At 72.3% G+C, this 20,513-nt stretch carries 21 protein-coding genes; 12 read left to right on the plus strand and 9 right to left on the minus strand.

Annotated elements, in window-relative coordinates:
* Nucleotides 1-54 precede the first annotated feature (54 nt).
* Together ACWEGE_RS29095 and ACWEGE_RS29100 are read left to right on the plus strand one after the other, a co-directional pair.
* Nucleotides 55-447, plus strand: coding sequence for a hypothetical protein (locus ACWEGE_RS29095; RefSeq protein WP_449663623.1), 393 nt, complete (start codon nucleotides 55-57; stop codon nucleotides 445-447).
* Between the two features lie 42 nt (nucleotides 448-489).
* Nucleotides 490-1,683: a hypothetical protein gene (locus tag ACWEGE_RS29100; RefSeq protein ID WP_449663624.1), complete on the plus strand. Its 1,194-nt coding sequence runs from the start codon at nucleotides 490-492 to the stop codon at nucleotides 1,681-1,683.
* 54 nt (nucleotides 1,684-1,737) lie between these two features.
* Here ACWEGE_RS29100 and ACWEGE_RS29105 read toward each other — a convergent pair whose 3' ends face one another.
* Both ACWEGE_RS29105 and ppgK read right to left on the minus strand, forming a co-directional pair.
* A complete protein-coding gene (locus ACWEGE_RS29105; protein WP_449663625.1) occupies nucleotides 1,738-3,138 on the minus strand; it encodes an RNA polymerase sigma factor in 1,401 nt (466 codons plus the stop codon).
* 173 nt (nucleotides 3,139-3,311) lie between these two features.
* Nucleotides 3,312-4,079: a polyphosphate--glucose phosphotransferase gene (gene ppgK, locus ACWEGE_RS29110; RefSeq protein ID WP_449663655.1), complete on the minus strand. Its 768-nt coding sequence runs from the start codon at nucleotides 4,077-4,079 to the stop codon at nucleotides 3,312-3,314.
* 64 nt (nucleotides 4,080-4,143) lie between these two features.
* On the opposite strand from ppgK, the gene ACWEGE_RS29115 reads away from it, so the two are divergent.
* Nucleotides 4,144-4,962 (plus strand): inositol monophosphatase family protein, encoded by an 819-nt coding sequence (locus ACWEGE_RS29115; RefSeq protein ID WP_449663626.1) that lies wholly within the window; start codon nucleotides 4,144-4,146, stop codon nucleotides 4,960-4,962.
* Nucleotides 4,963-5,215: 253 nt separating this feature from the next.
* Here ACWEGE_RS29115 and cei read toward each other — a convergent pair whose 3' ends face one another.
* Entirely contained in the window at nucleotides 5,216-5,899 is a 684-nt protein-coding gene (cei, locus tag ACWEGE_RS29120; protein ID WP_449663627.1) for an envelope integrity protein Cei, read from the minus strand.
* A 516-nt stretch (nucleotides 5,900-6,415) separates the two neighbouring features.
* Between cei and ACWEGE_RS29125 the strand changes: the two genes are divergently transcribed.
* Nucleotides 6,416-6,724 carry a DUF4193 domain-containing protein gene (locus ACWEGE_RS29125; RefSeq protein ID WP_013224476.1) on the plus strand — a complete coding sequence of 103 codons (309 nt, stop codon included), beginning with the start codon at nucleotides 6,416-6,418 and terminating at the stop codon, nucleotides 6,722-6,724.
* Nucleotides 6,725-6,865: 141 nt separating this feature from the next.
* Here the strand turns inward: ACWEGE_RS29125 and ACWEGE_RS29130 are convergent, their stop codons facing one another.
* Nucleotides 6,866-7,348, minus strand: a complete 483-nt coding sequence (locus tag ACWEGE_RS29130) for a DUF3093 domain-containing protein (RefSeq protein WP_449663628.1) — start codon at nucleotides 7,346-7,348, stop codon at nucleotides 6,866-6,868.
* 24 nt (nucleotides 7,349-7,372) lie between these two features.
* Between ACWEGE_RS29130 and dut the strand changes: the two genes are divergently transcribed.
* Both dut and ACWEGE_RS29140 read left to right on the plus strand, forming a co-directional pair.
* A complete protein-coding gene (gene dut / locus ACWEGE_RS29135) occupies nucleotides 7,373-7,876 on the plus strand; it encodes a dUTP diphosphatase (RefSeq protein ID WP_176176105.1) in 504 nt (167 codons plus the stop codon).
* Nucleotides 7,876-8,544: a DUF3710 domain-containing protein gene (locus ACWEGE_RS29140; RefSeq protein WP_449663629.1), complete on the plus strand. Its 669-nt coding sequence runs from the start codon at nucleotides 7,876-7,878 to the stop codon at nucleotides 8,542-8,544. The genes dut and ACWEGE_RS29140 overlap by 1 nt, the downstream gene beginning before the upstream one ends.
* Before the next feature lie 42 nt (nucleotides 8,545-8,586).
* Here the strand turns inward: ACWEGE_RS29140 and ACWEGE_RS29145 are convergent, their stop codons facing one another.
* Nucleotides 8,587-9,270 (minus strand): alpha/beta fold hydrolase, encoded by a 684-nt coding sequence (locus ACWEGE_RS29145; protein WP_449663656.1) that lies wholly within the window; start codon nucleotides 9,268-9,270, stop codon nucleotides 8,587-8,589.
* Between the two features lie 135 nt (nucleotides 9,271-9,405).
* On the opposite strand from ACWEGE_RS29145, the gene ACWEGE_RS29150 reads away from it, so the two are divergent.
* Both ACWEGE_RS29150 and ACWEGE_RS29155 read left to right on the plus strand, forming a co-directional pair.
* Nucleotides 9,406-9,786, plus strand: coding sequence for an OB-fold nucleic acid binding domain-containing protein (locus tag ACWEGE_RS29150; RefSeq protein WP_013224481.1), 381 nt, complete (start codon nucleotides 9,406-9,408; stop codon nucleotides 9,784-9,786).
* Between the two features lie 9 nt (nucleotides 9,787-9,795).
* Nucleotides 9,796-10,506, plus strand: coding sequence for a DUF3159 domain-containing protein (locus ACWEGE_RS29155; RefSeq protein ID WP_449663630.1), 711 nt, complete (start codon nucleotides 9,796-9,798; stop codon nucleotides 10,504-10,506).
* A 220-nt stretch (nucleotides 10,507-10,726) separates the two neighbouring features.
* Here the strand turns inward: ACWEGE_RS29155 and ACWEGE_RS29160 are convergent, their stop codons facing one another.
* The gene (locus ACWEGE_RS29160) at nucleotides 10,727-11,383 is read right to left on the minus strand and encodes a potassium channel family protein (RefSeq protein WP_354922486.1); all 657 of its coding nucleotides are present in this window, start codon (nucleotides 11,381-11,383) and stop codon (nucleotides 10,727-10,729) included.
* Nucleotides 11,380-12,045 carry a potassium channel family protein gene (locus tag ACWEGE_RS29165; protein ID WP_310974893.1) on the minus strand — a complete coding sequence of 222 codons (666 nt, stop codon included), beginning with the start codon at nucleotides 12,043-12,045 and terminating at the stop codon, nucleotides 11,380-11,382. The genes ACWEGE_RS29160 and ACWEGE_RS29165 overlap by 4 nt, the downstream gene beginning before the upstream one ends.
* A gap of 92 nt (nucleotides 12,046-12,137) precedes the next feature.
* On the opposite strand from ACWEGE_RS29165, the gene ACWEGE_RS29170 reads away from it, so the two are divergent.
* The 3 genes from ACWEGE_RS29170 to ACWEGE_RS29180 are packed head-to-tail and all read left to right on the plus strand — an operon-like array spanning nucleotide 12,138 to nucleotide 15,952.
* Nucleotides 12,138-14,171, plus strand: a complete 2,034-nt coding sequence (locus ACWEGE_RS29170) for an APC family permease (protein ID WP_449663631.1) — start codon at nucleotides 12,138-12,140, stop codon at nucleotides 14,169-14,171.
* Nucleotides 14,168-15,355, plus strand: coding sequence for a class I SAM-dependent RNA methyltransferase (locus ACWEGE_RS29175; protein WP_449663632.1), 1,188 nt, complete (start codon nucleotides 14,168-14,170; stop codon nucleotides 15,353-15,355). Before ACWEGE_RS29170 ends, ACWEGE_RS29175 begins: the two co-directional genes overlap by 4 nt.
* Before the next feature lie 33 nt (nucleotides 15,356-15,388).
* Nucleotides 15,389-15,952, plus strand: a complete 564-nt coding sequence (locus ACWEGE_RS29180; RefSeq protein WP_449663633.1) for a TIGR03086 family metal-binding protein — start codon at nucleotides 15,389-15,391, stop codon at nucleotides 15,950-15,952.
* A 489-nt stretch (nucleotides 15,953-16,441) separates the two neighbouring features.
* Here ACWEGE_RS29180 and ACWEGE_RS29185 read toward each other — a convergent pair whose 3' ends face one another.
* Together ACWEGE_RS29185 and ACWEGE_RS29190 are read right to left on the minus strand one after the other, a co-directional pair.
* The gene (locus tag ACWEGE_RS29185; protein ID WP_449663634.1) at nucleotides 16,442-16,873 is read right to left on the minus strand and encodes a hypothetical protein; all 432 of its coding nucleotides are present in this window, start codon (nucleotides 16,871-16,873) and stop codon (nucleotides 16,442-16,444) included.
* Between the two features lie 44 nt (nucleotides 16,874-16,917).
* Entirely contained in the window at nucleotides 16,918-18,387 is a 1,470-nt protein-coding gene (locus tag ACWEGE_RS29190) for an aldehyde dehydrogenase family protein (RefSeq protein WP_449663635.1), read from the minus strand.
* A 175-nt stretch (nucleotides 18,388-18,562) separates the two neighbouring features.
* On the opposite strand from ACWEGE_RS29190, the gene dxs reads away from it, so the two are divergent.
* The gene (gene dxs / locus ACWEGE_RS29195) at nucleotides 18,563-20,473 is read left to right on the plus strand and encodes a 1-deoxy-D-xylulose-5-phosphate synthase (RefSeq protein WP_449663636.1); all 1,911 of its coding nucleotides are present in this window, start codon (nucleotides 18,563-18,565) and stop codon (nucleotides 20,471-20,473) included.
* Nucleotides 20,474-20,513: the final 40 nt, after the last annotated feature.

Below are 20,513 nucleotides of genomic sequence, written 5' to 3' on the forward strand. Positions count from 1 at the left end.
TGGAGCCGGGAAAATGACTCCGCCGGGCGGCCACCGCGGGCTTACCATCGGTGCATGGACGGCTCGGGTGGCGTCGTCGCGAACCTGATCCTCTTCGCCGTGGTGTGCCTGGCGCCCACGGTGCTGTTCTGGTGTGCGTTGCGCGTCCCGAAGCTCCTCGCCTGGATCCGGGGGAGGCGCGCGGCGCCGGAACCGGACGGGCCGCCGATCGAACGGGTCGCCGCCGACCTGCGGCGGGTGCACCGGCTGCTCGTCGAATACCCCTCCGGCACCCCGGCCGCGCGGCGGATCGGCACCCGGCAGGCCTACGACGAGCTGCTCGTCCAGGCCTGCCGCCAGGTCGACGTCCCGCACCGGCTCGGGGAGCTGCCCGAGGGGATGGACCGCGAGATCGAACGCCTGCGCGTCGAGCAGTCGCTGCGGGAGCGCGGGCTGGCCGTGCCCTGAGAGTTGTACGGGCCGTGTACGCGTGCGCGGCACGCTGCCGGCATGCGACTCCTGCTCGGCTTCGTGGCGCTGCTACTGCTCGGCCTCACCCCGGCGGCCCAGGCGGCGGCGACCTTCCCGCGGCTGGACGCGGCGACCGTCGACGGCTTCCGGCTCACCGCCGGCGACACCTTCGCCACCTACGGCTCCCGGATCGCCGCGCTGGACGCGAAACTCCCGCCGCGCGGGCTCGGGTCGCTGCTCGCCGACACCAACCGGAAGGCCCGCCCGCTCTGCCACGGCACGTACCTGGCCGCGGCGCTGAAGCCGGCGGGCTTCTGCTGGGAGGACTCGAACGACGACAAGACCAACGACTGGATCCCGCAGGGCCTCACCGGCTCCGGCGACGCGGACCCGGCGACCGGCACGGTGGGCGGCAAGCGGGTCGTCGCGGCGTCGTGGCACACCCCGGGCGACACGATGGTCCGGCTGTCCTTTGTGGACGCGACTGGCCTCGGGTACCGGCACGTTCTCCTGGTGGAACCGGTGTCCGGCACGGACTTCCGGGCGGTCACTGGCCACGGGCACGGCATGGTGTGGGCCGGCGACCTGCTGTTCGTGGCGACGACCGGCGGCCTGATCCGGGTCTTCGACACAACGCACTTCTGGAAGGCCGACGACAGTTCGGGCACGGTCGGCCTGGGCACCGACGGCAAGTACCACGCGGCGTTCTACGACTACGCGATGCCGCAGATCGGCGCGTACTGGTACCCGGGCGGCGGCGCGTGCACGACCGCGACCGACACGCGCCCCTGCCTGTCGACGCTGTCGTACGACCACACCGATTCGACGTTCGTGACCGCCGAGCACGTCCCGTCCGCAGCGGGCGGCCGGGTCCTGCGCTGGCCGTTCGACCCGGCCGCGGGCCGCCTCAAGACCTCGGCCGACGGGCTGGTGCACGCGACGGAGGGCTTCTCGTCCCCGGTCTGGGGGATGCAGGGAGCGGCCTCGCGCAACGGCTACTTCGTGCTGACGGGCGTGTGCCCGGAGTACGCCGGAGCCGCCGGAGACCACCCGTCGTGCCTGCACGGCGGCATCGGCGGCGCGTCGACGTCGAGGCTGGCCGGGCAGGCCCCGGTGAACAGCCAGAACCTGGCGTACTGGCCGGCCACGGGGGAACTGTGGCTGATCAACGAACAGCTGCGGGAGCGCGTGGTCGTCCACGTCCCCTGGACGACGCTGACCGGACGGCCCTGAACAACGGAAGAACCCCGCCACCGCAGTGACGGGGTTCTTCCGCGTGGAACGTGCTCAGTCCAGGTAGTCCCGCAGGACCTGCGACCGCGACGGGTGGCGCAGCTTCGACATCGTCTTCGACTCGATCTGCCGGATGCGCTCGCGGGTCACCCCGTACACCTGGCCGATCTCGTCGAGCGTGCGCGGCTGGCCGTCGGTGAGGCCGAAGCGCAGCCGGACCACGCCCGCCTCGCGCTCGGACAGCGTCTGCAGCACCGACTGGAGCTGGTCCTGCAGCAGCGTGAACGACACCGCGTCGACCGCGACGACCGCTTCGGAGTCCTCGATGAAGTCGCCGAGCTGCGAGTCGCCCTCGTCGCCGATCGTCTGGTCCAGCGAGATCGGCTCGCGCGCGTACTGCTGGATCTCCAGGACCTTCTCCGGGGAGATGTCCATTTCCTTCGCGAGCTCTTCCGGGGTCGGCTCGCGGCCGAGGTCCTGGAGCAGCTCGCGCTGGATGCGGCCCAGCTTGTTGATGACCTCGACCATGTGCACCGGGATGCGGATGGTGCGCGCCTGGTCGGCCATCGCGCGGGTGATCGCCTGGCGGATCCACCACGTGGCGTACGTCGAGAACTTGTAGCCCTTGGTGTAGTCGAACTTCTCCACCGCGCGGATCAGGCCGAGGTTGCCCTCCTGGATCAGGTCCAGGAACGCCATGCCGCGGCCGGTGTAGCGCTTGGCCAGCGAGACCACGAGCCGGAGGTTCGCTTCCAGCAGGTGGTTCTTGGCGCGCTCGCCGTCACGCACGATCCACTTGAGATCGCGGCGCATCTGGGTGACGAGCTTCTCGCCCTCCTCCTCGGCGGTGCGCACGCGCTCGGCGGCGTAGAGCCCGGCCTCGATCCGCTTGGCCAGCTCCACCTCCTCCTCCGCGTTCAGCAGCGCGACCTTGCCGATCTGCTTGAGGTAGGCGCGGACGGAGTCGGCCGACGCGGTGAGCTCGGCGTCCTTGCGCGCCTGGCGCAGCGCCTCGGACTCCTCCTCGTCCCAGACGAAGTCCGGGTTGTCGGAGCCGCTCTTGGCCTTGTCGGCCGCGGCGCCGCGGCGACGCTGCGCCGGGGTTTCCTCGTCGGCTTCTTCGTCGTCATCGTCGTCGTCGGCCGAGTCGGTGTCCGGCTCGTCGTTGACCGTCTCGTCGACGACGTCGACCTCGACCTCTTCCAGATCCGACAGGTCGGGCGTACCCAGTTCGTCGTCCTCGAGGTCGCCGGGGCCGTCCGGCTCGCCGTCTTCGGTCTTGGGGCCCTTGGTCACGGGCTTCTTCGCCGGTGCCTTCTTGGCCGGCGCCTTCTTGGCGGTGGTGGTCTTGCGGGCCGCCGGCTTCGCCGTCCCGGTGGCTGCCTCTTCGGCCGGCTCGCCGGCTGCGGTCGCGGTCTTCGTCCCGCCTCGGGTTGCGGTTCTTGCGGCTGCCACTTACGCCCTTTCGCAGCGGTCGATCACGACGAGCAACGGCACGGGTGCCACTGCTGCCTCACATTCGGGGATCACGCCTCGGCCTGCGGTTTTGCCCTCCGCAGCCGTGGGCCGTGTTCCATTGTAACGACGGTACGCGCATGCGGTGCGAAGCGATCACCCTCAGCGCCGATTCAGTGCTGGATGCCCTCCGCCGCGGCGGCCGCGGCGCCGACGATGCCGGCGTTGTTCTGCAGGCTCGCCACCAGCACCGGAGTGCGGATGTCCAGCAGCGGCACCCATTTCTCGGCCTTCTTGCTGACGCCGCCGCCGACGATGAACAAGTCGGGCCAGATCAGGTTCTCCAGCACGGTCAGGTAACGGTGCACGCGCTTGGCCCATTCGGGGTAGGAGAGCCCCTCGTTGTCCTTCACCGAAGCGGCCGCGCGCTTCTCGGCGTCGTGGCCGTCGATCTCGAGGTGGCCGAATTCGGTGTTGGGGACGAGCTTGCCGTCCTGGAACACGGCGCTGCCGATGCCGGTGCCGAAGGTGAGCAGCGCGGTGACGCCCGTGCGCGCGACCGGGTCGCCGAAGCGGATCTCCGCCATGCCCGCGGCGTCGGCGTCGTTGAGCATCGCGACCTGGTCGACGCCGCGGCCGAGCCGCTTGGCGAACAGCGCGTCGGCGTCGGTGCCGATCCACTGCTTGTCGATGTTGGCCGCGGTGTGCGCGACGCCCTTCTTGACGACCGCCGGCAGCGTGACGCCGACCGGGCCGTCCCAGCCCGCCTGCGTGACGATGTCGTGCACGACATCGGCCACCGCGGTCGGCGTGGACGGCTTCGGCGTCTCGATCCGGATGCGGTCGCCGATGAGCTGTCCGGCCTCCAGGTCGACCAAGGCGCCCTTGATCCCGCTGCCGCCGATGTCGATGCCGAAACCTCGGCGGGTCGCCTCCACCACGGACGTGGTCCCTTCTCGCACGATTCAGAAGCCTGCCTCGGAGACTTTAACCGGATGTGGTGACATGTCGGACGTGGGAGTTGACGAGTCGTTGCTGAAAAGCGTCGCGGTGCAGGTCGCGACGGAAGCCGCCACGCTGGTCCGCGAGGCCTGGGAGGGGATGGCCGGCGGCCGGTCGGTGGCCGTGGGCACCAAGTCCGGGGCCACCGACGTGGTGACCGCGGTGGACCACGAGTCCGAACGCCTGGTGCGCTCCCGGCTGGCCGAGCTGCGGCCCGGCGAGCCGGTGCTGGGCGAGGAAGGCGGGGGTGCCGCGGGCGACGGGGTCACGTGGGTGGTCGACCCGATCGACGGGACGGTCAACTTCCTCTACGGGCTCCCGTGGTTCGGGGTGTCGGTGGCCGCGCAGGTCGGCGGCGAGTCGGTGGCCGGAGCGGTGGTCGAGCCGGCGAGCGGCCGCGTGTGGTCGGCGGCCCGCGGCCAGGGCGCGTACCTCGACGGACGGCGGCTGGCGGTGTCGGCGCCCGCGAGCCTGGAGGTGACGCTGGTCGGAACCGGTTTCGCGTATTCGCCTTCGCGGCGGAAGCGGCAGGCGGAGTTCGCGGCCGCGCTGCTCGGGCAGGTCCGGGACATCCGCCGCAACGGGGCGGCGTCGCTGGACCTGTGCGCGGTGGCGGCGGGCTGGCTGGACGCGTACGTGGAGCACGGGCTCAACCGCTGGGACTGGGCGGCGGGCGCGCTGATCGCGGCCGAGGCGGGGGCGGAGGTGTCGCTGCCGGGTGCGGCGCCGGAGCTGGGCGCGGACGCGACGTACGCGGCGGCGCCGTCGATCGCGGACCCGCTGCGGAAGACCTTGACGGAGTGCGGCGCGGCGGCGGTCTGACCGGATGCCGCTGACCGGGACGGTCGGCTCACGCACCCACAGGGTCGGATCACGAGCCGACCCTGTGGGTACACGGGCCGGCTCATCCGGGCCGACCGTCCGGGTGCGCGAACCGACTCTCGCGGTAAGGGCCCGACCAGCGGAGCGACCGAAACTGTCGGTGGTCTCCGGTAGCGTGGAAAACGGGGGGCGCCCCCGCGGGCGGTGGGTCGGCAGCGGTTCGGCGGTGGCGTGCGGTGCGGGGCCGCGCGGGTCAGCAGGCCACGTCGCGGGCCGAAGCCAGCAGCGTCTGGTCCACCACCGGGGCCTTCGCGCCCGCGGACTGCTCGTTGCCGCCGCCGCCCTGGTGGGTCTTCGACCAGTCCGCCAGCTGGGTGATGATCTGGCGCGCCTCGGCGCGGGGCCGGAGGTCGCCGAACAGCGTGCCCGTCACCACGTCGACGCTCGCGTCCTTGCGGTTGTCCTGGACCAGCTCCGCGCAGGGCACCACGAGGCTGAGCGTCCGGGCCGCGGTGACGCCGTTCTCGCCGAAGCGGATCTGGCCGCGGCACTTGGCCTCGCGGTTCTCGTACGCCGGGTCGTTGGCCGGGTCGGCGGCGCTGGTGAACCCCAGTTCCTTCAGCGCGGTCGTGGTGATGCCGCCCTGGCCGCGGCTGCCCGAGGCGTTGAGGACCCGGTAGGCGACCTTGTCCGGCGGGACCGGCGCGCGGTCGTCGAGCGCGTTGTGGGGCAGGGTGCTGAACGTGACGCCCGGCGGCGGGCTCGCGGGCGGGTCGCACTTCACGGCCTCGTCGACGTCGCCCTTGCCGACGGCGGCGTTCACCCAGACGATGATCGCGCCGAGGGCCAGCACGCCGATGACGATCAGCGCCGGCAGCGGCTTGTGCTTGCGATACGGCCGCGTCCCACGGTCCCCGATGCCGTTCCCCGACGCCACCTGCCCGTCCCTTCCCGAACACCGAACCCGACCGTGCGTACCGGGCACCGCCCGAGGCCGTTCAGCCTAGGCGCTGCAGCCGGCGCGATTCGTCCAGGGTCATCCCCGCGGGTTCCGTGCTCCAGCCAGCGGTACCGGGCCCCAGCCGGACCGATCCCCGTGCAGCGATCGCACCACGGCGGGGCCGGCCGGGGCAAGCGGACACGGGTCGCGCGTGAAGTTCTCCACCCCGGCGCAACCCGAACGGACGACAACGCGTCTTACCTGCGGGTTCCCCCTGTCGGGTGACGATTCCCCGGCAATGTCTGACTCGTTGCAGAACCCGGACAGCGGTGAGCTACCCTTCCCGGGCTCCGGCCGCAGGAAGAGGCCCGAAAAGAAGAGACCTCGGTCACTTCGGCCGTCGGGCACAAACAGGGGCCCTGGAACGTTGACCAGCGGCACGGCGGACTCACGGGCGCATCCGGGAGTCCGGGAAAACGACTACACAAGCTGATCGCAGGGGTGAGGGACAACATGGCTACCGACTACGACGCTCCGCGCCGCAGCGAAGCCGACGAGCTGGCCGAAGACTCGTTGGAGGAGCTCAAGGCCCGGCGGAACGAGAACCAGTCCGGCGTCGTCGACGTCGACGAGGACGCGACCGCCGAGAACTTCGAGCTGCCGGGTGCCGACCTTTCCGGGCTTTCCGGTGAGGACATGACCGTGAAGGTGGTGCCGAAGCAGGCGGACGAGTTCACCTGCTCCGTGTGCTTCCTGGTGCACCACCGCAGCCGGCTGGCCGAGGACAACGGCGGACGCCTGATCTGCCGCGACTGCGCCTGAACCGCGCAGGAGGGGTTCTCGGACACAGGGGACGAACAGACGCGACGGAGAGCCTCGAGGGAGACCGGGGGAGGCTCGAAGCGCGCTGGGGACAAGGGGGCCGGCCGGCAGGCCGGCCCCCTTCCACATGTCCGGCGCGCCTCAGGCGCCCTTGAGGAGCTCGGCGACCTTCTCCGGGTGCCGGGTGCTGAACAGCCAGTACGGCGTCGGGTCGTTCGCGTCGGTGAGGTGCACCTTCACGACCGGGCCGACCCAGCCGCGGTGCAGCACGTAGGCGGCCGGGTCGCCGTCGCGGCCCAGCGCCTTGCGCTTGGCTTCCTTGTCGAAGACCTCCACCTCGCCGGCGAACCGCAGCGGCAGGTGGGCGTCGCCGACCCACAGCTCCGGCTCGGCACCGCCGGTGATCCGGACCTTCGACCGGCCCAGCGACAGCAGCAGCGCCACGACGACCGGCAGCGCGATCACGTACGGCAGCCACGCCCGGATCCCCGGGTACCCGAGGTCGATCTCGGCCGCGAGCAGGACCGCCCCCAGCACCGGCAGCGGCCAGCCCCACCACGGGACGTACAGCCGTTCGGAGTGCCGCACCGCGGCGTTCGCGGCCGTCTTCGCTGATTCACCCACGGGTAGAGAGTAATCTCGCCGCCCGTGTCCAGCGTTCAGGTACTCCTCTCCCGGCTCGATCCGGATGTCCCGCTGCCCGCCTACGCCCGACCGGGCGACGCGGGCGCCGATCTCGTCACCACCTCGGATATCGTCCTCGGACCCGGGGAACGCGGCGTCGTCGGCACCGGCGTCGCGATCGCGCTCCCGCCCGGGTACGCGGGGTTCGTCCACCCGCGGTCGGGCCTGGCCGCCCGGGCCGGCCTCTCGGTGGTGAACACCCCGGGCACGATCGACTCGGGCTACCGCGGTGAGATCAAGGTCTGCCTGATCAACCACGACCCGGTGCACCCGCTGGAGCTGACGCGCGGCGACCGCATCGCCCAGCTGGTCGTGCAGCGGGTCGAGCACGCCGAGTTCGTCGAGGTCGCTCGCCTCGACGCGACCGAGCGGGGCGACGGAGGCTACGGCTCCACGGGTGGACACGCCACACTGGGAGCACCGGCGCTCGCCGCGAGCGCCGCCACGGGGGAAGGAACGGAGAAGTAGTGGGGATTTTCGGACGCAAGCGGCGGACCGAGGGCGGGTCCGCGGGACGGCACGCCGCGCCCGAGGCCGAAGACACTTTCGAGGACGAGGCGTACGACGACGAGGTCGGGCCCGAGTTGTCGGACGTCTCCGACGGCCCGCACGACGTCGCGGACTTCTCCGACGACGGGATCCCGCGGATCGACCTCGGCTCGGTGAAGGTGCCGGTGCCCGACGGCTCCCAGGTCCAGGTCGAGATGGACCCGGAGGCCGGTGGCGTGCGCGCCGTGCACGTCGTCACCGAGCAGGGCCAGATCACCGTCAGCGCGTACGCCGCGCCGCGCTCGGGCGGGCTGTGGCGGGAGGTCAGCTCCGAGCTGGCCGACCAGCTGCGGGCCGACGGCGCCAAGGTCACCATCGGCCGCGGCGTGTGGGGGCTGGAGATCTCGGCCATCATCGGCGACGTCGCGCTGCGCTTCGTCGGCGTCGACCGGCCCCGCTGGATGCTGCGCGGCGTCATCGCCGGCCCGCAGTCGGAGGCGGCGGCGGCCGTCGAGGTGCTGCGCGAGATCGTCCGGCGGACGATCGTCGACCGCGGCGACGCGCCCATGCCGGTCCGGACCCCGCTGACCATCACGCTGCCCGAGGCGGTCGCGGAGCACATCGCGGCCCAGCAACAGCAGGGCTGACCCGCACGCTGAAGGGCGTCCTCACCGCGGTGAGGACGCCCTTCAGCGCGTTTTCCGGGCCCGCAGGAAGGCGAGGACGGTCGCCCGGCCGAGGGACTCGCGGTCCGCGCCCAGCGCCGTGAGCGTCGTCTCGCCGAGGACCGCGCGGGGGAGGGCGCCCGCCCACTCCGCCGCGACTTTCGTCGGGTGGATCGGGTCGTCGGTGCACGTGCCGATCCCGGCCGGGACGGCCAGCGCCGCGAGGCCGGCCAGGGTCGGTGCCGGACGGCCGGCCGCTACGCGCAGGCCGTCGGCCAGCCCGTCGCCGTGCCGTCGCCACGCCCGGTCCAGTTCCGCCCGCAGCCACCCCGGGCTGCCCTCGGTCTGCGCCAGCGCCGCGTCGACGCCGGAAGCGGCCACCAGATCCGCTGTCAGCGTCGCGGCCAGCGAGGCGGGTGCCGGGCCCGGGGCGCCGTTCCAGGCCGGGAGCGCGGCCAGCAGGCCCCCGCAACGGCCCGGGTGGCGCACCGCCCACTCGGCGGCGAGGTGCGCGCCGAACGAAATGCCGCCCACGAGCAGTTCGCCGTGTTCGTCCGCCAGTGCGTCGAGCGTCGCCAGGTAGCCGTCGGCGAGCGCGGCGCCGCGCGGCGGGGGTGGCGCGATGAGCGGGACACCGAGGGCCCGCAGGGGCCGTTCGAAGACGGCCCGGACGAACACCTCGTCCGAGCCGGTGCCGGGCAGCAGCACCGCGGCGGGAACTCTGATTGCGGACGTCACGTTGCGATCTTTGCGCAAAGGCGTTTCCCTGGCGGGGACCGCAGTACGCTGGAATCGCACGGGCCGCAAGCTTTTTGTCGGGGGCCCCGGAGCACAGGAGCACCTATGTCCGCCAAAGACGGCGGCTACTTCAGCCGGTTGGTACGCAAGCTGACCAGCGACGTCGAGGAACTCGACGCCGACGAGATGTCCATGAGGTCCGGCGCCGAGGGCGCGCAGCGGGCCTGCGACTGCCGTTCCGGCGAAGAGGTCACCGTGATGGGGAGACTCCGCAGCGTGGAGCTCTGCCCGACGAACGAAGCCGCCACGCTGGAGGCCGAGCTGTTCGACGGGACACAGGGCGTGACGCTAATCTGGCTCGGCCGCCGCCGGATCCCGGGCATCGAGCCTGGCCGGACGATCAAGGTGCGCGGCCGGATGGCCGAGCGTGACGGCCAGAAGGTGCTGTACAACCCCTATTACGAGCTCCAGAGCCCAGTGAGTTGATCACCCAAAGTGACTGAACCCGCGAAGTCCGACGGCGAAGAGCCGCAGCCGACCCTGCTCGAGCAGATGGGCGGGGTGTCCGGCCTGATCTACTCGTCGGTGCCGGTGATCGTGTTCGTGCTGGCCAACTCGTTCTTCGGCCTGACCGCGGCCATCTGGACGTCGATCGGCAGCGCGGTGGCCATCACCGTGCTGCGGCTGGTCCGCAAGGAGCCCCTCCAGCCGGCGATCTCCGGCTTCTTCGGCGTCGCGATCGCGGCGTTCATCGCCTACCGCACGGGGTCGGCCAAGGGCTTCTTCCTGTTCGGGATCTACGCGAGCCTGGTCTACTGCGGCATCTTCGTGCTGTCGGTGGTGGTGCGCTGGCCGATCGCGGGCGTGGTCTGGAACATGCTCAACGGAACCGGCCAGGCGTGGCGCAAGGACAAGCCCTCCCGCTACGGCTACGACATCGCGACGCTGGCCATGGCGCTGATCTTCGCCGCCCGGTTCGTGGTGCAGCGGTGGCTCTACCAGGAGGACTACACGGGCTGGCTGGCCTTCGCGAAGATCGCGATGGGGTACCCGCTGTACGCGCTGGGCCTGCTGGTGGTGGTGTGGGCGGTCCGGAGGTCGGACAAGCGCCTGAAGGCCATGGCCGAGTCCGAGCCCGCGCCGGAGACCGACGCGGAGGTCGAGGCCCGGCTGCGCGAGAAGTACGCCCAGGCCCCGGAGGCCTGAGGCCGCCCGGAAGCTGGTCCGGGAGCCTGACCCGCCCCGGCGCAACCCCCGCGCGTGGGAGCGCCCCCGTTTTCCACGCTACCGGCAGGCACCGACAGTTTCGGCCGCCGCGTGTCCCGAATGACCCATTCGGGCATCCGACGTCCCGAATGAGTCATTCGCGACACCCCGACCACGAGAAAGGCCCCCAGCGCGCACGCCGGGGGCCTCCTCGAACAGTTCAGTAACCCAGCGCCGTCCGGATCTCCGGCTCCACGTCCGCCGTCGCCACGAACAGCAGTTCGTCCCCCGGCTCCAGCGGGTCCTCCGGCTGCGGCACGATCACCCGGTCCCCGCGCAGGATCGTCACCAGCGCCGCGTCCCGTGGCAGGGTCAGCTCGCTCACCGGCTTCCCGGCCAGCGGGGTCTCCGCCGGCAGGGTCAGCTCGACCAGGTTCGCGTTGCTCTGGCGGAACGTCATCAGCCGCACCAGGTCGCCGACGCTCACCGCCTCCTCGACCATGGCCGCCAGCATGCGCGGGGTCGAGACCGCCACGTCGACGCCCCACGCGTCGGTGAACAGCCACTCGTTGGCCGGGTTGTTCACCCGGGCCACCACGCGCCGGACCGCGAACTCCGTCTTCGCCAGCAGCGAGACCACCAGGTTCGCCTTGTCGTCGCCCGTGGCGGCGATGACGACGTCGCACTGCTCGATCCCGGACTCCTCCAGGATCGAGACCTCGCAGGCGTCGCCGAGCACCCAGTCGGCCTGCTCGACCGTGTGCGGGTCGAACTGGTCGGCCTCGCGCTCGATCAGCATCACCTGGTGCCTGCCGTCGATCAGCTCGGCGGCGATGGAACGGCCGACCGCCCCGGCGCCCGCAATCGCGACCCTCATGCCTCGTCCTCCGGTTCGCGGTGGGCCACACTGGTGACGTCGGTGACGGTGCCCGAGCGCGCGGCCACCCACACGACGTCGTCGGCCTGCAGCACCGTCTTCGTGTCGGGCAGCACGCCGGTGCCGAAGCGCATGATGAACGCCACCCGCGCGCCGGTCGCCTCCTGCAGCGACTTCACCGAGTGCCCGACCCAGCCCTCGTGCAGCGGCAGCTGCAGCAGCGCGACGTTGCCCGACGGGTCCCGCCACGCCGACGCCACACCGTCCGGCAGCAGGGTGCGGAGGAACCGGTCGGTCGTCCACGGCACGGTCGCCACCGTCGGGATGCCCAGCCGCTCGTACACCGCCGCGCGCTTGTGGTCGTAGATGCGCGCGACGACGTGCTCGATGCCGAAGTTCTCGCGCGCGACCCGGGCGGAGATGATGTTCGAGTTGTCGCCGCTGGACACCGCCGCGAACGCGCCGGCCCGCTCGATGCCCGCCTCGATCAGCACCCGGCGGTCGAAACCGACGCCGACGACCTGCTGGCCGTGGAAGTCGCTCCCGAGCCGGCGGAACGCCTGCTGGTTCTTGTCGATGACGGCCACCTCGTGGCCGAGCCGCTCCAGCGCAGCGGCCAGGGACGCGCCGACCCGGCCGCATCCCATGATCACCACGTGCACGCCCTGCCTCCTCCTCGGCGGTTACCCGTCCGTCATACCCCCGACCTACCAGCGCCGAACCTACCGTGCCCCACGGCAGCTACGCTTCCGTGGTGTCGAAGTTCCCGACCGTGCTGAAACGCCTGGTCCTCGGACGTCCGTTCCGCAGCGACCGGCTGTCCCACACGCTGCTGCCCAAGCGCATCGCGCTGCCGATCTTCGCGTCGGACGCGCTCTCGAGCGTCGCCTACGCCCCGGAAGAGATCTTCCTGACCCTCAGCGTCGCCGGGCTGTCCGCGTACGCCCTCGCGCCGTGGATCGGCGTCATGGTCGCGCTGGTCATGCTGGTGGTCGTCGCCTCGTATCGGCAGAACGTGCACGCCTACCCGAGCGGCGGTGGCGACTACGAGGTCGCCAACACGAACCTGGGCGGCAAGTTCGGCCTCACCGTGGCCAGCGCACTGCTGGTCGACTACGTGCTGACCGTCGCGGTGTCCACTTCGTCCGGTGTGGCCAACATCGGCTCGGCCGTCCCGTGGGTCGCGCAGCACAAGGTGCTCGCGTCGATCGTCATCGTGGTCGTGCTGACGTCGCTGAACCTGCGCGGCATCCGCGAGTCGGGCAAGGCCTTCGCGATCCCGACCTACGGGTTCATCATCGGCATCCTCGCCATGGTCGCCTGGGGCCTGGTGCAGGCCGCCACCGGCACCGAGATGAAGGCCGAGAGCGCCGGCTTCACGCTGACCGCCGAAGGCACCTTCGCGGGTGTCGGGTACGCGTTCCTGGTGCTGCGGGCGTTCTCCTCCGGCGCGGCGGCGCTGACCGGGGTCGAGGCGATCAGCAACGGCGTCCCGGCGTTCCAGAAGCCGAAGTCGAAGAACGCGGCCACCACGCTGCTGATGATGGGCCTGCTCGCGGTCACCATGCTGGTCGGCATCATCACCCTGGCCACGATCACCGACGTCAAGTTCGCCGAGGACCCGGCGCGGCAGCTCGAAGGCGCACCCGCCGGCTACGAGCAGAAGACGATCGTCGCGCAGATCGCGCACGCGGTGTTCGCCGACTTCCCGCCGGCGTTCTACTACATCTCCTTCTCCACCGGCATCATCCTGCTGCTGGCCGCGAACACCGCGTTCAACGGCTTCCCGGTGCTGGGCTCGATCCTGGCGCAGGACCGCTACCTGCCCCGCCAGCTGCACACCCGCGGTGACCGGCTGGCGTTCTCCAACGGCATCCTCTTCCTGGCCGCCTTCGCGCTGGTCCTGATCATCGCCTTCGACGCCGAGGTCACCCGGCTCATCCAGCTCTACATCGTGGGCGTGTTCGTGTCGTTCACGGTGAGCCAGGCGGGCATGATCCGGCACTGGAACCGGTTGCTGGCCAGGGAAACCGACCCGGGCGTGCGGCGGCGGATGCGACGCTCGCAGACGGTCAACGCGATCGGCCTGACCATGACCGCGACCGTGCTGGTGATCGTGCTGATCACCAAGTTCCTGCTCGGCGCGTGGATCGCGATCGCCGCGATGGTGGCCATCTTCGCGCTGATGACGGCGATCCGGCGGCACTACGACCGCGTCGCCGACGAGCTGAAGGAGCTCGGCGACACCCCGACCGTGCTGCCTTCGCGCAACCACGCCATCGTGCTGGTGTCCAAACTGCACCGTCCCACGCTGCGCGCACTGGCCTACGCCAAGGCGATGCGCCCGGACGTCCTCGAGGCCGTGACGGTCAATGTGGACGATGCCGACACCCGCAAGCTCACCGCCGAGTGGGACGCGCACAACTTCAAGGTGCCGCTGAAGGTCGTCGAATCGCCCTACCGCGAGATCACGAAACCGGTCCTCGACTACGTGAAGCGCGTGCGCGGTGACAACCCGCGCAACGTGGTCACCGTGTTCATCCCGGAGTACGTGGTCGGGCACTGGTGGGAGCAGGTGCTGCACAACCAGAGCGCGCTGCGGCTCAAGGGCAGGCTGCTGTTCCAGTCCGGCGTGATCGTGGCGAGCGTGCCCTGGCAGCTGCAGTCGTCGGCCAAGGCGGCCGCGCGGGTCCGCAACGAACGCCCCGCCGCCGGTGACGTCCGCCGCGGGTTCTCGCCCAACGGCCAGCCGATCGCGGCGCCGAAGCCCAAGGAGCCCGCCGAATGACGAGCTGGCTGGGCCGCGTCCTCGAGGTCGAGGTCGGCGCGGTGGCGCACGGCGGCCACTGCGTCGCCCGCGCGGAGGGCCGGGTCGTGTTCGTCCGGCACGCGCTGCCGGGGGAGCAGGTCCGCGTCGAGGTCACCGAGGACAACGGCGGCTCGTTCTGCCGCGGGGACGCCGTCGAGGTGCTCAGCGCCTCGCCGCACCGGGTCGAGCCGCCCTGCCCGCTGGCCGTGCCGGGTGGCTGCGGCGGCTGCGACTGGCAGCACGCTTCGCCGGACTACCAGCGCTCGCTCAAGGCGTCGGTGGTGGCGGAGCAGCTGCAGCGGCTGGCCGGGATCGAGCGGGACGTCGTCGTGGAGGCCCTCGACGGCGGGCCGCTGGACTGGCGCAGCCGGGTCCGGCTGGTCGCCGGGCGCGACGGGCGCGCCGGGCTGCGTGCCCACCACAGCCACCGCGTGGTGGCCCTGGACGACTGCCCGATCGCCGTCCCCGGCGAGCTCGACGACGTCCTGGCGCGGCGCTGGCGCCCGGGCAGCGAGCTGGAGGTGACCACCGACGGCGACGGCGGGCTGCACGTCCGCGAGCTGTCGACGGTGCGCGGCAAGGTCCGCGCCCGGCAGCTGACGGGCGGCGTCGCGGTCCAGCACGCGGCGGGCCGCGACTGGCGCCTCGACGCGCACGGCTTCTGGCAGGTCCACCCGGCGGCGGCGTCGACGCTGGCCGCGGTCGTGGGGGAGTGGGCGGAAGCGCCGTCGGGCGGCACGGCCTGGGACCTCTACGCGGGCGTCGGGCTGTTCGCGTCGGTGCTGGCCGCGCAGGTGGGTGCGTCGGGCCGGGTGCTGGCGGTCGAGTCCGGCCGGCGCGCGGTCGCCGACGGCGAGCGCAACCTCGCGGACCTGCCGCAGGTCTCGTGGCAGGCGGGGCGGGTGGAGCACGTGCTGGCGTCGGCGGCCAAGCCGGTCGACGTGGTGGTGCTGGACCCGCCGCGCAAGGGCGCGGGCAAGGCGGTCGTGGAGTCGATCGTGGCGGGTGCGCCGGACCGGATCGTGTACGTGGCCTGCGACCCGGCGGCGCTGGCGCGCGACGTGGCGACCTTCGCGTCCCACGGCTATTCGCTGACCGACCTGCGGGCGTTCGACGCGTTCCCGATGACCCACCACGTGGAGTGCGTGGCGCTGCTGTCGTGAGTTTTTGTCGGTGGTGGTCGGCACACTGTCGGCATGACTGCTCTCGACGACTTCGACCTCGCAGCTTCGACGGTGACCGGCCTGGTCACCGCGGTCCGTGCGGACCAGTGGGCGCTCCCGACGGCCTGCGCGAACTGGGACGTGCGCGCGGTGGTGAACCACCTGGCCCACGGCAACGCGAAAGTGGGCTTCTGGGCGGGCACGGGCCCACCGGCGCCGGAGGGTGACTACCTGGGTGCTTCGCCGGTCGAGGCGTTCACCGCGTCGGTGGCGGCGGCGCGGGCGGTGCTGGCCGCGCCGGGCTTGTTCACCCGGCAGGTGACGACGCCGCTCGGCGAGGTGCCCGGGGTGTTCCTGGTGCACATGCGGGTGAACGAATACCTGGCCCACGGCTGGGACATCGCGGACGCGACGGGCCAGCCGACGGACCTGGCACCCGAGCTGGCAGCGCGGGCACTGGAGCAGTGGCGGTCCCGGTTCGGGGCGGCGCCGAGGCAGCCGGGCGGGCCGTTCGGGCCGGAGGTGGCGCCTCCGGAGAAGGCGACGGCGGCGGACCGGCTGGCGGCGTTCCTCGGCCGGAAGGCGGTGAGGGGGTAGGGGGGCGGCGGGGGAGGAGGGTGCCGGGGCGGTTTGGCGGTGGCCGGGCTGGGCGGCGGTGGGGCCGAGCAGCGGGTGGGCCGAGCGGCGGTCGAGTCGGGCGGCGGGTGGCGGCTTCCGGCTGATCGGCGGCTGGTCCGGTCGGTCGCCGCTGGGTGGCGGCTTCCGGCTGATCGGCGGCGGTCGAGTCGATGGTGGGTGGCGGCTTCCGGCTGATCGGCGGCTGGTTCGGTCGGTCGCCGCTGGGTGGCACGCGCTGGAGCGGCTTGGGTGAGTAAGCGGCTGCTGCTCACCCCCCGCTCGGGCCTCGTGGCGGGTGTGGGGGGCTCGCCTGTTCGTGTGCCGGGCGGGCGCTGTGGTCGCTCAGGCGTGCCTGGGGCAGGGAGGCGGCTGCTCACTCCGCCCGGCGTAGCGCGAACGCCGCCGAGAGGGGGCCCGCCGCCGCGCAGCGGCGGTCGCTCAGGTGTGCCCCGGGGCTGGGGGGGCGGCTCACCCCGCCCGGCGCACCGCGAAGGCCGCCGCCAGGCCGGTCGCCGTCATCGTCACGCCCGACACCAGCAGTACCCATGCCCCGGCACCCGGGATCACCCGCGCCGCCGGCTGGAGGCGGGTCACCCCCGGCAGCGTCACCACCAGGTGGCGCAGTACCACTCCCGTCACCACCAGCCCCGGCAGGCAGGCCATGGCCAGCGGCTCGTCCTGGTGGCGGGCGAACGTCAGGTACGCCAGCGTCACCGCGATCAGCACCGCCGCCGCGCACACCAGGCGCAGGCTCAGGTCCAGCTCCGGGTCCGGCGTTCCGGGCGGCAGCACGCCCGGGTACTCCGCCGTCCGGAGGGTCAGGCCGGCGATCACGCCCAAGCCCGCCGCCCCCACCACCACGGCCCGCGGGCCCCGGAGCCGCTTCCGCCGCTGATCCACTCCGGCCTCCCCTGCGTCGCCGTGGACGCAGCATAAGGCGGGTTTCAGCCCGAGAACCAGCGCTGCGGTGCCGGCCGCAGGTTCTGGTAGACGTGCTTGACCTCGGTGTACTCGGCCAGCCCCGTCGGGCCCAGCTCGCGGCCGAACCCGGACTGCTTGTACCCACCCCACTCGGCCTGGGGCAGGTACGGGTGGAAGTCGTTGATCCACACCGTCCCGTGGCGCAGCCGCCCGGCGACCCGCTGCGCCCGGGAAGCGTCGTTCGTGAACACCGCGCCGGCCAAGCCGTAGTGCGTGTCGTTGGCGATGCGGACGGCGTCGTCCTCGTCGGTGAACGTCTCGACCGTCAGCACCGGGCCGAACGACTCCTCGACCACCGCCGACGAGCCCTGTTTCACCTGGTCGAGGATCGTCGGCAGGTAGTAGCAGCCCCCGGCCAGCGCCGGGTCGTCCGGGCGGCGGCCGCCCGTGCGCAGCACCGCGCCCTCGGCCAGCGCCGCCGCCACGTACGCCTCGACCTTCGCCCGGTGCGCCGCCGAGATCAGCGGGCCGGTCTCCGCCCGCGCGTCGAACGGGCCGCCCAGGCGGATCCGCTCCGCGCGGCGCACCAGCTCGTCGACGAACTCGCCGTGCCACTCCCGTTGCACGATCAGCCGCGCGCCCGCCGAGCACACCTGGCCGGAGTGCAGGAACACCGCCGTCAGCGCGTAGTCGACCGCGGTGTCGAAGTCCGCGTCGGCGAACACCACGTTCGGGTTCTTCCCGCCCAGCTCCAGCGCCACCTTCTTGACCGTGCCCGCGGCCGCCGCGGCGATCACCTTGCCGGTCGCCAGGCCGCCGGTGAACGACACGAGGTCGACGTGCGGGTGCGCGGCCAGGGGCGCGCCGGCCTCGGCGCCCGCGCCGAGCACCAGGTTGCCCACGCCCGGCGGCAGGCCCGCCTCGGTGAGCAGCTTGAGGAACAGGATCGCGGTGTGCGGGGTCAGCTCGCTGGGCTTGAGCACGAACGTGTTGCCCGCGGCCAGCGCCGGCGCGATCTTCCACACGGTCTGCAGCAGCGGGTAGTTCCACGGCGTGATCAGCCCGCAGACACCGACCGGCTCGTGCACGATCCGGCTGATCGCGTCCGGGTTGCCGGTGTCGACCACTCGCCCGCCGTCCTGCGCCGCGAGCTTGCCGAAGTACCGCAGGCAGGCCGCGATGTCGGCCATGTCGTACCGGCTCTCGACCAGGCGCTTGCCGGTGTCGAGCGACTCGGCGCGGGCGAACGCCTCGGCGTCGCGGTCGAGCAGGTCGGCCGTGCGCAGCAGCAGGTCGCCGCGCAGGTGGGCGGGGGTGCCGGGCCACGGACCGGTGTCGAACGCCCGGCGCGCCGCCGCGATGGCGGCCTCGGTGTCCTTGGCGGTGCCCTCGGCGACCGTCGCGACCAGGGAGCCGTCGGCCGGGCAGCGGATCTCCCGCCGGCCGCCGTCCACCGCGTCCACCCATTCGCCGCCGATGAAGAAATCCGCCATGCGAACCATTCTCGTGGCCACGCGGCGTGACCGCCACAGCGACGGCGGGAGACGAGGTTCACCCCGGCTGCTGACCTCCGGTCGCGCTCCGGTTGTGACGCCTGACGCGGCCTGCGGTCTCGCTCTAGCGGCTCTCCGTAGACTGGCCGGAACCGAGCGAGTGAGGTGGAGACGAGTGACGATGCTGGAGTCCGTGAGCGGACCGGCGGACCTGAAGCGCATGAGTGTCGAGGACCTCGGCGAACTGGCCGCCGAGATCCGGGACTTCCTCGTCGACAAGGTCCGCCGGGCGGGCGGCCACCTGGGGCCGAACCTCGGCGTCGTCGAGCTGACCCTGGCGCTGCACCGCGTGTTCGACTCACCGCGCGACGCGATCGTGTGGGACGTCGGTCACCAGGCGTACGTGCACAAGCTGGTCACCGGCCGCGCGGCCGGGTTCGACCTGCTGCGCCAGACCGGCGGGGTCACCGGTTACCCGTCGCGCGCGGAGAGTGAGCACGACTGGGTGGAGAGCAGCCACGCCTCGTCCGGCCTGTCCTATGTGGACGGCCTGGCGAAGGCGTTCGCGCTGGCGGGCGGCGGGCGGCACGCGATCGCCGTCGTCGGCGACGGCGCGCTCACCGGCGGCATGTGCTGGGAGGCGCTCAACAACATCGCCGCGCACAAGGACCGCCCGGTCGTCATCGTGATCAACGACAACGGCCGGTCCTACTCGCCGACCATCGGCGGCCTGGCCGACCACCTCGCGGCGCTGCGCCTGCAGCCCGGCTACGAGCGGCTCCTCGACGGCGGCCGCGAGATCCTCAAGCACACCCCGGTCGTCGGCAAGCCGATCTACGCCGCGCTGCACGCCGCCAAGGCCGGCTTGAAGGACGCGCTGAGCCCGCAGGCGATGTTTTCCGACCTGGGCCTGAAGTACCTCGGCCCGGTCGACGGCCACGACCAGGTGGCGCTGGAGAAGGCGCTGCACAGCGCGAAGGCGTTCGGCGGCGCGGTGATCGTGCACGTGGTCACCGAGAAGGGCCACGGCTACGCGCCCGCGGTGAACAACCAGCACGACCAGATGCACCAGACCGACCCGATCGACCCGGAGACCGGCCTGCCACCGGTGAAGGGCCCGAGCTGGACCGGCGTGTTCGGCGACGAGCTGGCGAAGATCGGCGCCGAGCGCGAGGACGTCGTCGCCATCACCGCGGCGATGCTGCGCTCGACCGGGCTGGACAAGTTCGCCGAGGCGTTCCCGGATCGGTGGTACGACGTCGGGATCGCCGAGCAGCACGCGGTCACCTCGGCCGCCGGGCTGGCCATGGGCGGGCTGCACCCGGTGGTGGCGATCTACTCGACGTTCCTGAACCGGGCGTTCGACCAGGTGCTGATGGATGTCGCGCTGCACCGGCTGCCGGTGACGCTGGTGCTCGACCGCGCCGGGATCACCGGGCCGGACGGGCCGAGCCACCACGGCATGTGGGACCTCTCGCTGCTCGGCATGGTGCCGGGGATGCGGGTGGCGGCGCCGCGCGACCCGGCCACGCTGCGCGAAGAGCTTCGCGAGGCTGTTGCCGTTTCGGATGGGCCTACGGCTCTTCGGTTCTCGAAGGGCAAGGTCGGCACGGACGTGACCGCCGTCGAGCGGATCGGCACGGTCGACGTGCTGCGCCGCCCGGCCGAGGGCGCGGACGTGCTCCTGGTGACGGTCGGTGCGTTCGCGACCCTGGGGCTGGCGGCCGCGGACCGGCTGGCCGACCAGGGCATCGGCGTGACGGTGGTGGACCCGCGCTGGGTGCTGCCGGTGCCGGCCGAGCTGGTCGCGCTGGCGTCTCAGCACAAGCTGGTGGTGACGGTGGAGGACAGCGGCCGCCACGGCGGCTTCGGCTCGGCGTGCGCGGCGATGTTCCGCGACGCCGAGTGCGACGTCCCGCTGCGCGACCTGGCCGTGCCGCAGTCGTTCCACGACCACGGCAGCCGCGACGAGGTCCTGGCCCGGATCGGCCTGACGGCCCAGGACGTCGCCCGCAGGGTGACGGAGTGGGCCTCGGGACGGCTGGGCGCGGAAGAGCCGGCGCGCAAGGACGCCAACCGCAGCTGAGTCGAGCGAGAGCGGCCCCCGGGGATCGGATTCCCGGGGG

This window comes from Amycolatopsis sp. NPDC004747 (assembly GCF_053601335.1).

Coding starts and splice junctions, on each gene's coding strand:
- ACWEGE_RS29095 (WP_449663623.1), top strand. CDS start 55: ATGGACGGCTCGGGTGGCGTCGTCGCGAACCTGATCCTCTTCGCCGTG.
- ACWEGE_RS29180 (WP_449663633.1), top strand. CDS start 15,389: ATGACTGCTCTCGACGACTTCGACCTCGCAGCTTCGACGGTGACCGGC.
- ACWEGE_RS29160 (WP_354922486.1), bottom strand. CDS start 11,383: ATGAGGGTCGCGATTGCGGGCGCCGGGGCGGTCGGCCGTTCCATCGCC.
- ACWEGE_RS29150 (WP_013224481.1), top strand. CDS start 9,406: ATGTCCGCCAAAGACGGCGGCTACTTCAGCCGGTTGGTACGCAAGCTG.
- ACWEGE_RS29115 (WP_449663626.1), top strand. CDS start 4,144: ATGTCGGACGTGGGAGTTGACGAGTCGTTGCTGAAAAGCGTCGCGGTG.
- ACWEGE_RS29175 (WP_449663632.1), top strand. CDS start 14,168: ATGACGAGCTGGCTGGGCCGCGTCCTCGAGGTCGAGGTCGGCGCGGTG.
- ACWEGE_RS29190 (WP_449663635.1), bottom strand. CDS start 18,387: ATGGCGGATTTCTTCATCGGCGGCGAATGGGTGGACGCGGTGGACGGC.
- ACWEGE_RS29100 (WP_449663624.1), top strand. CDS start 490: ATGCGACTCCTGCTCGGCTTCGTGGCGCTGCTACTGCTCGGCCTCACC.
- ACWEGE_RS29125 (WP_013224476.1), top strand. CDS start 6,416: ATGGCTACCGACTACGACGCTCCGCGCCGCAGCGAAGCCGACGAGCTG.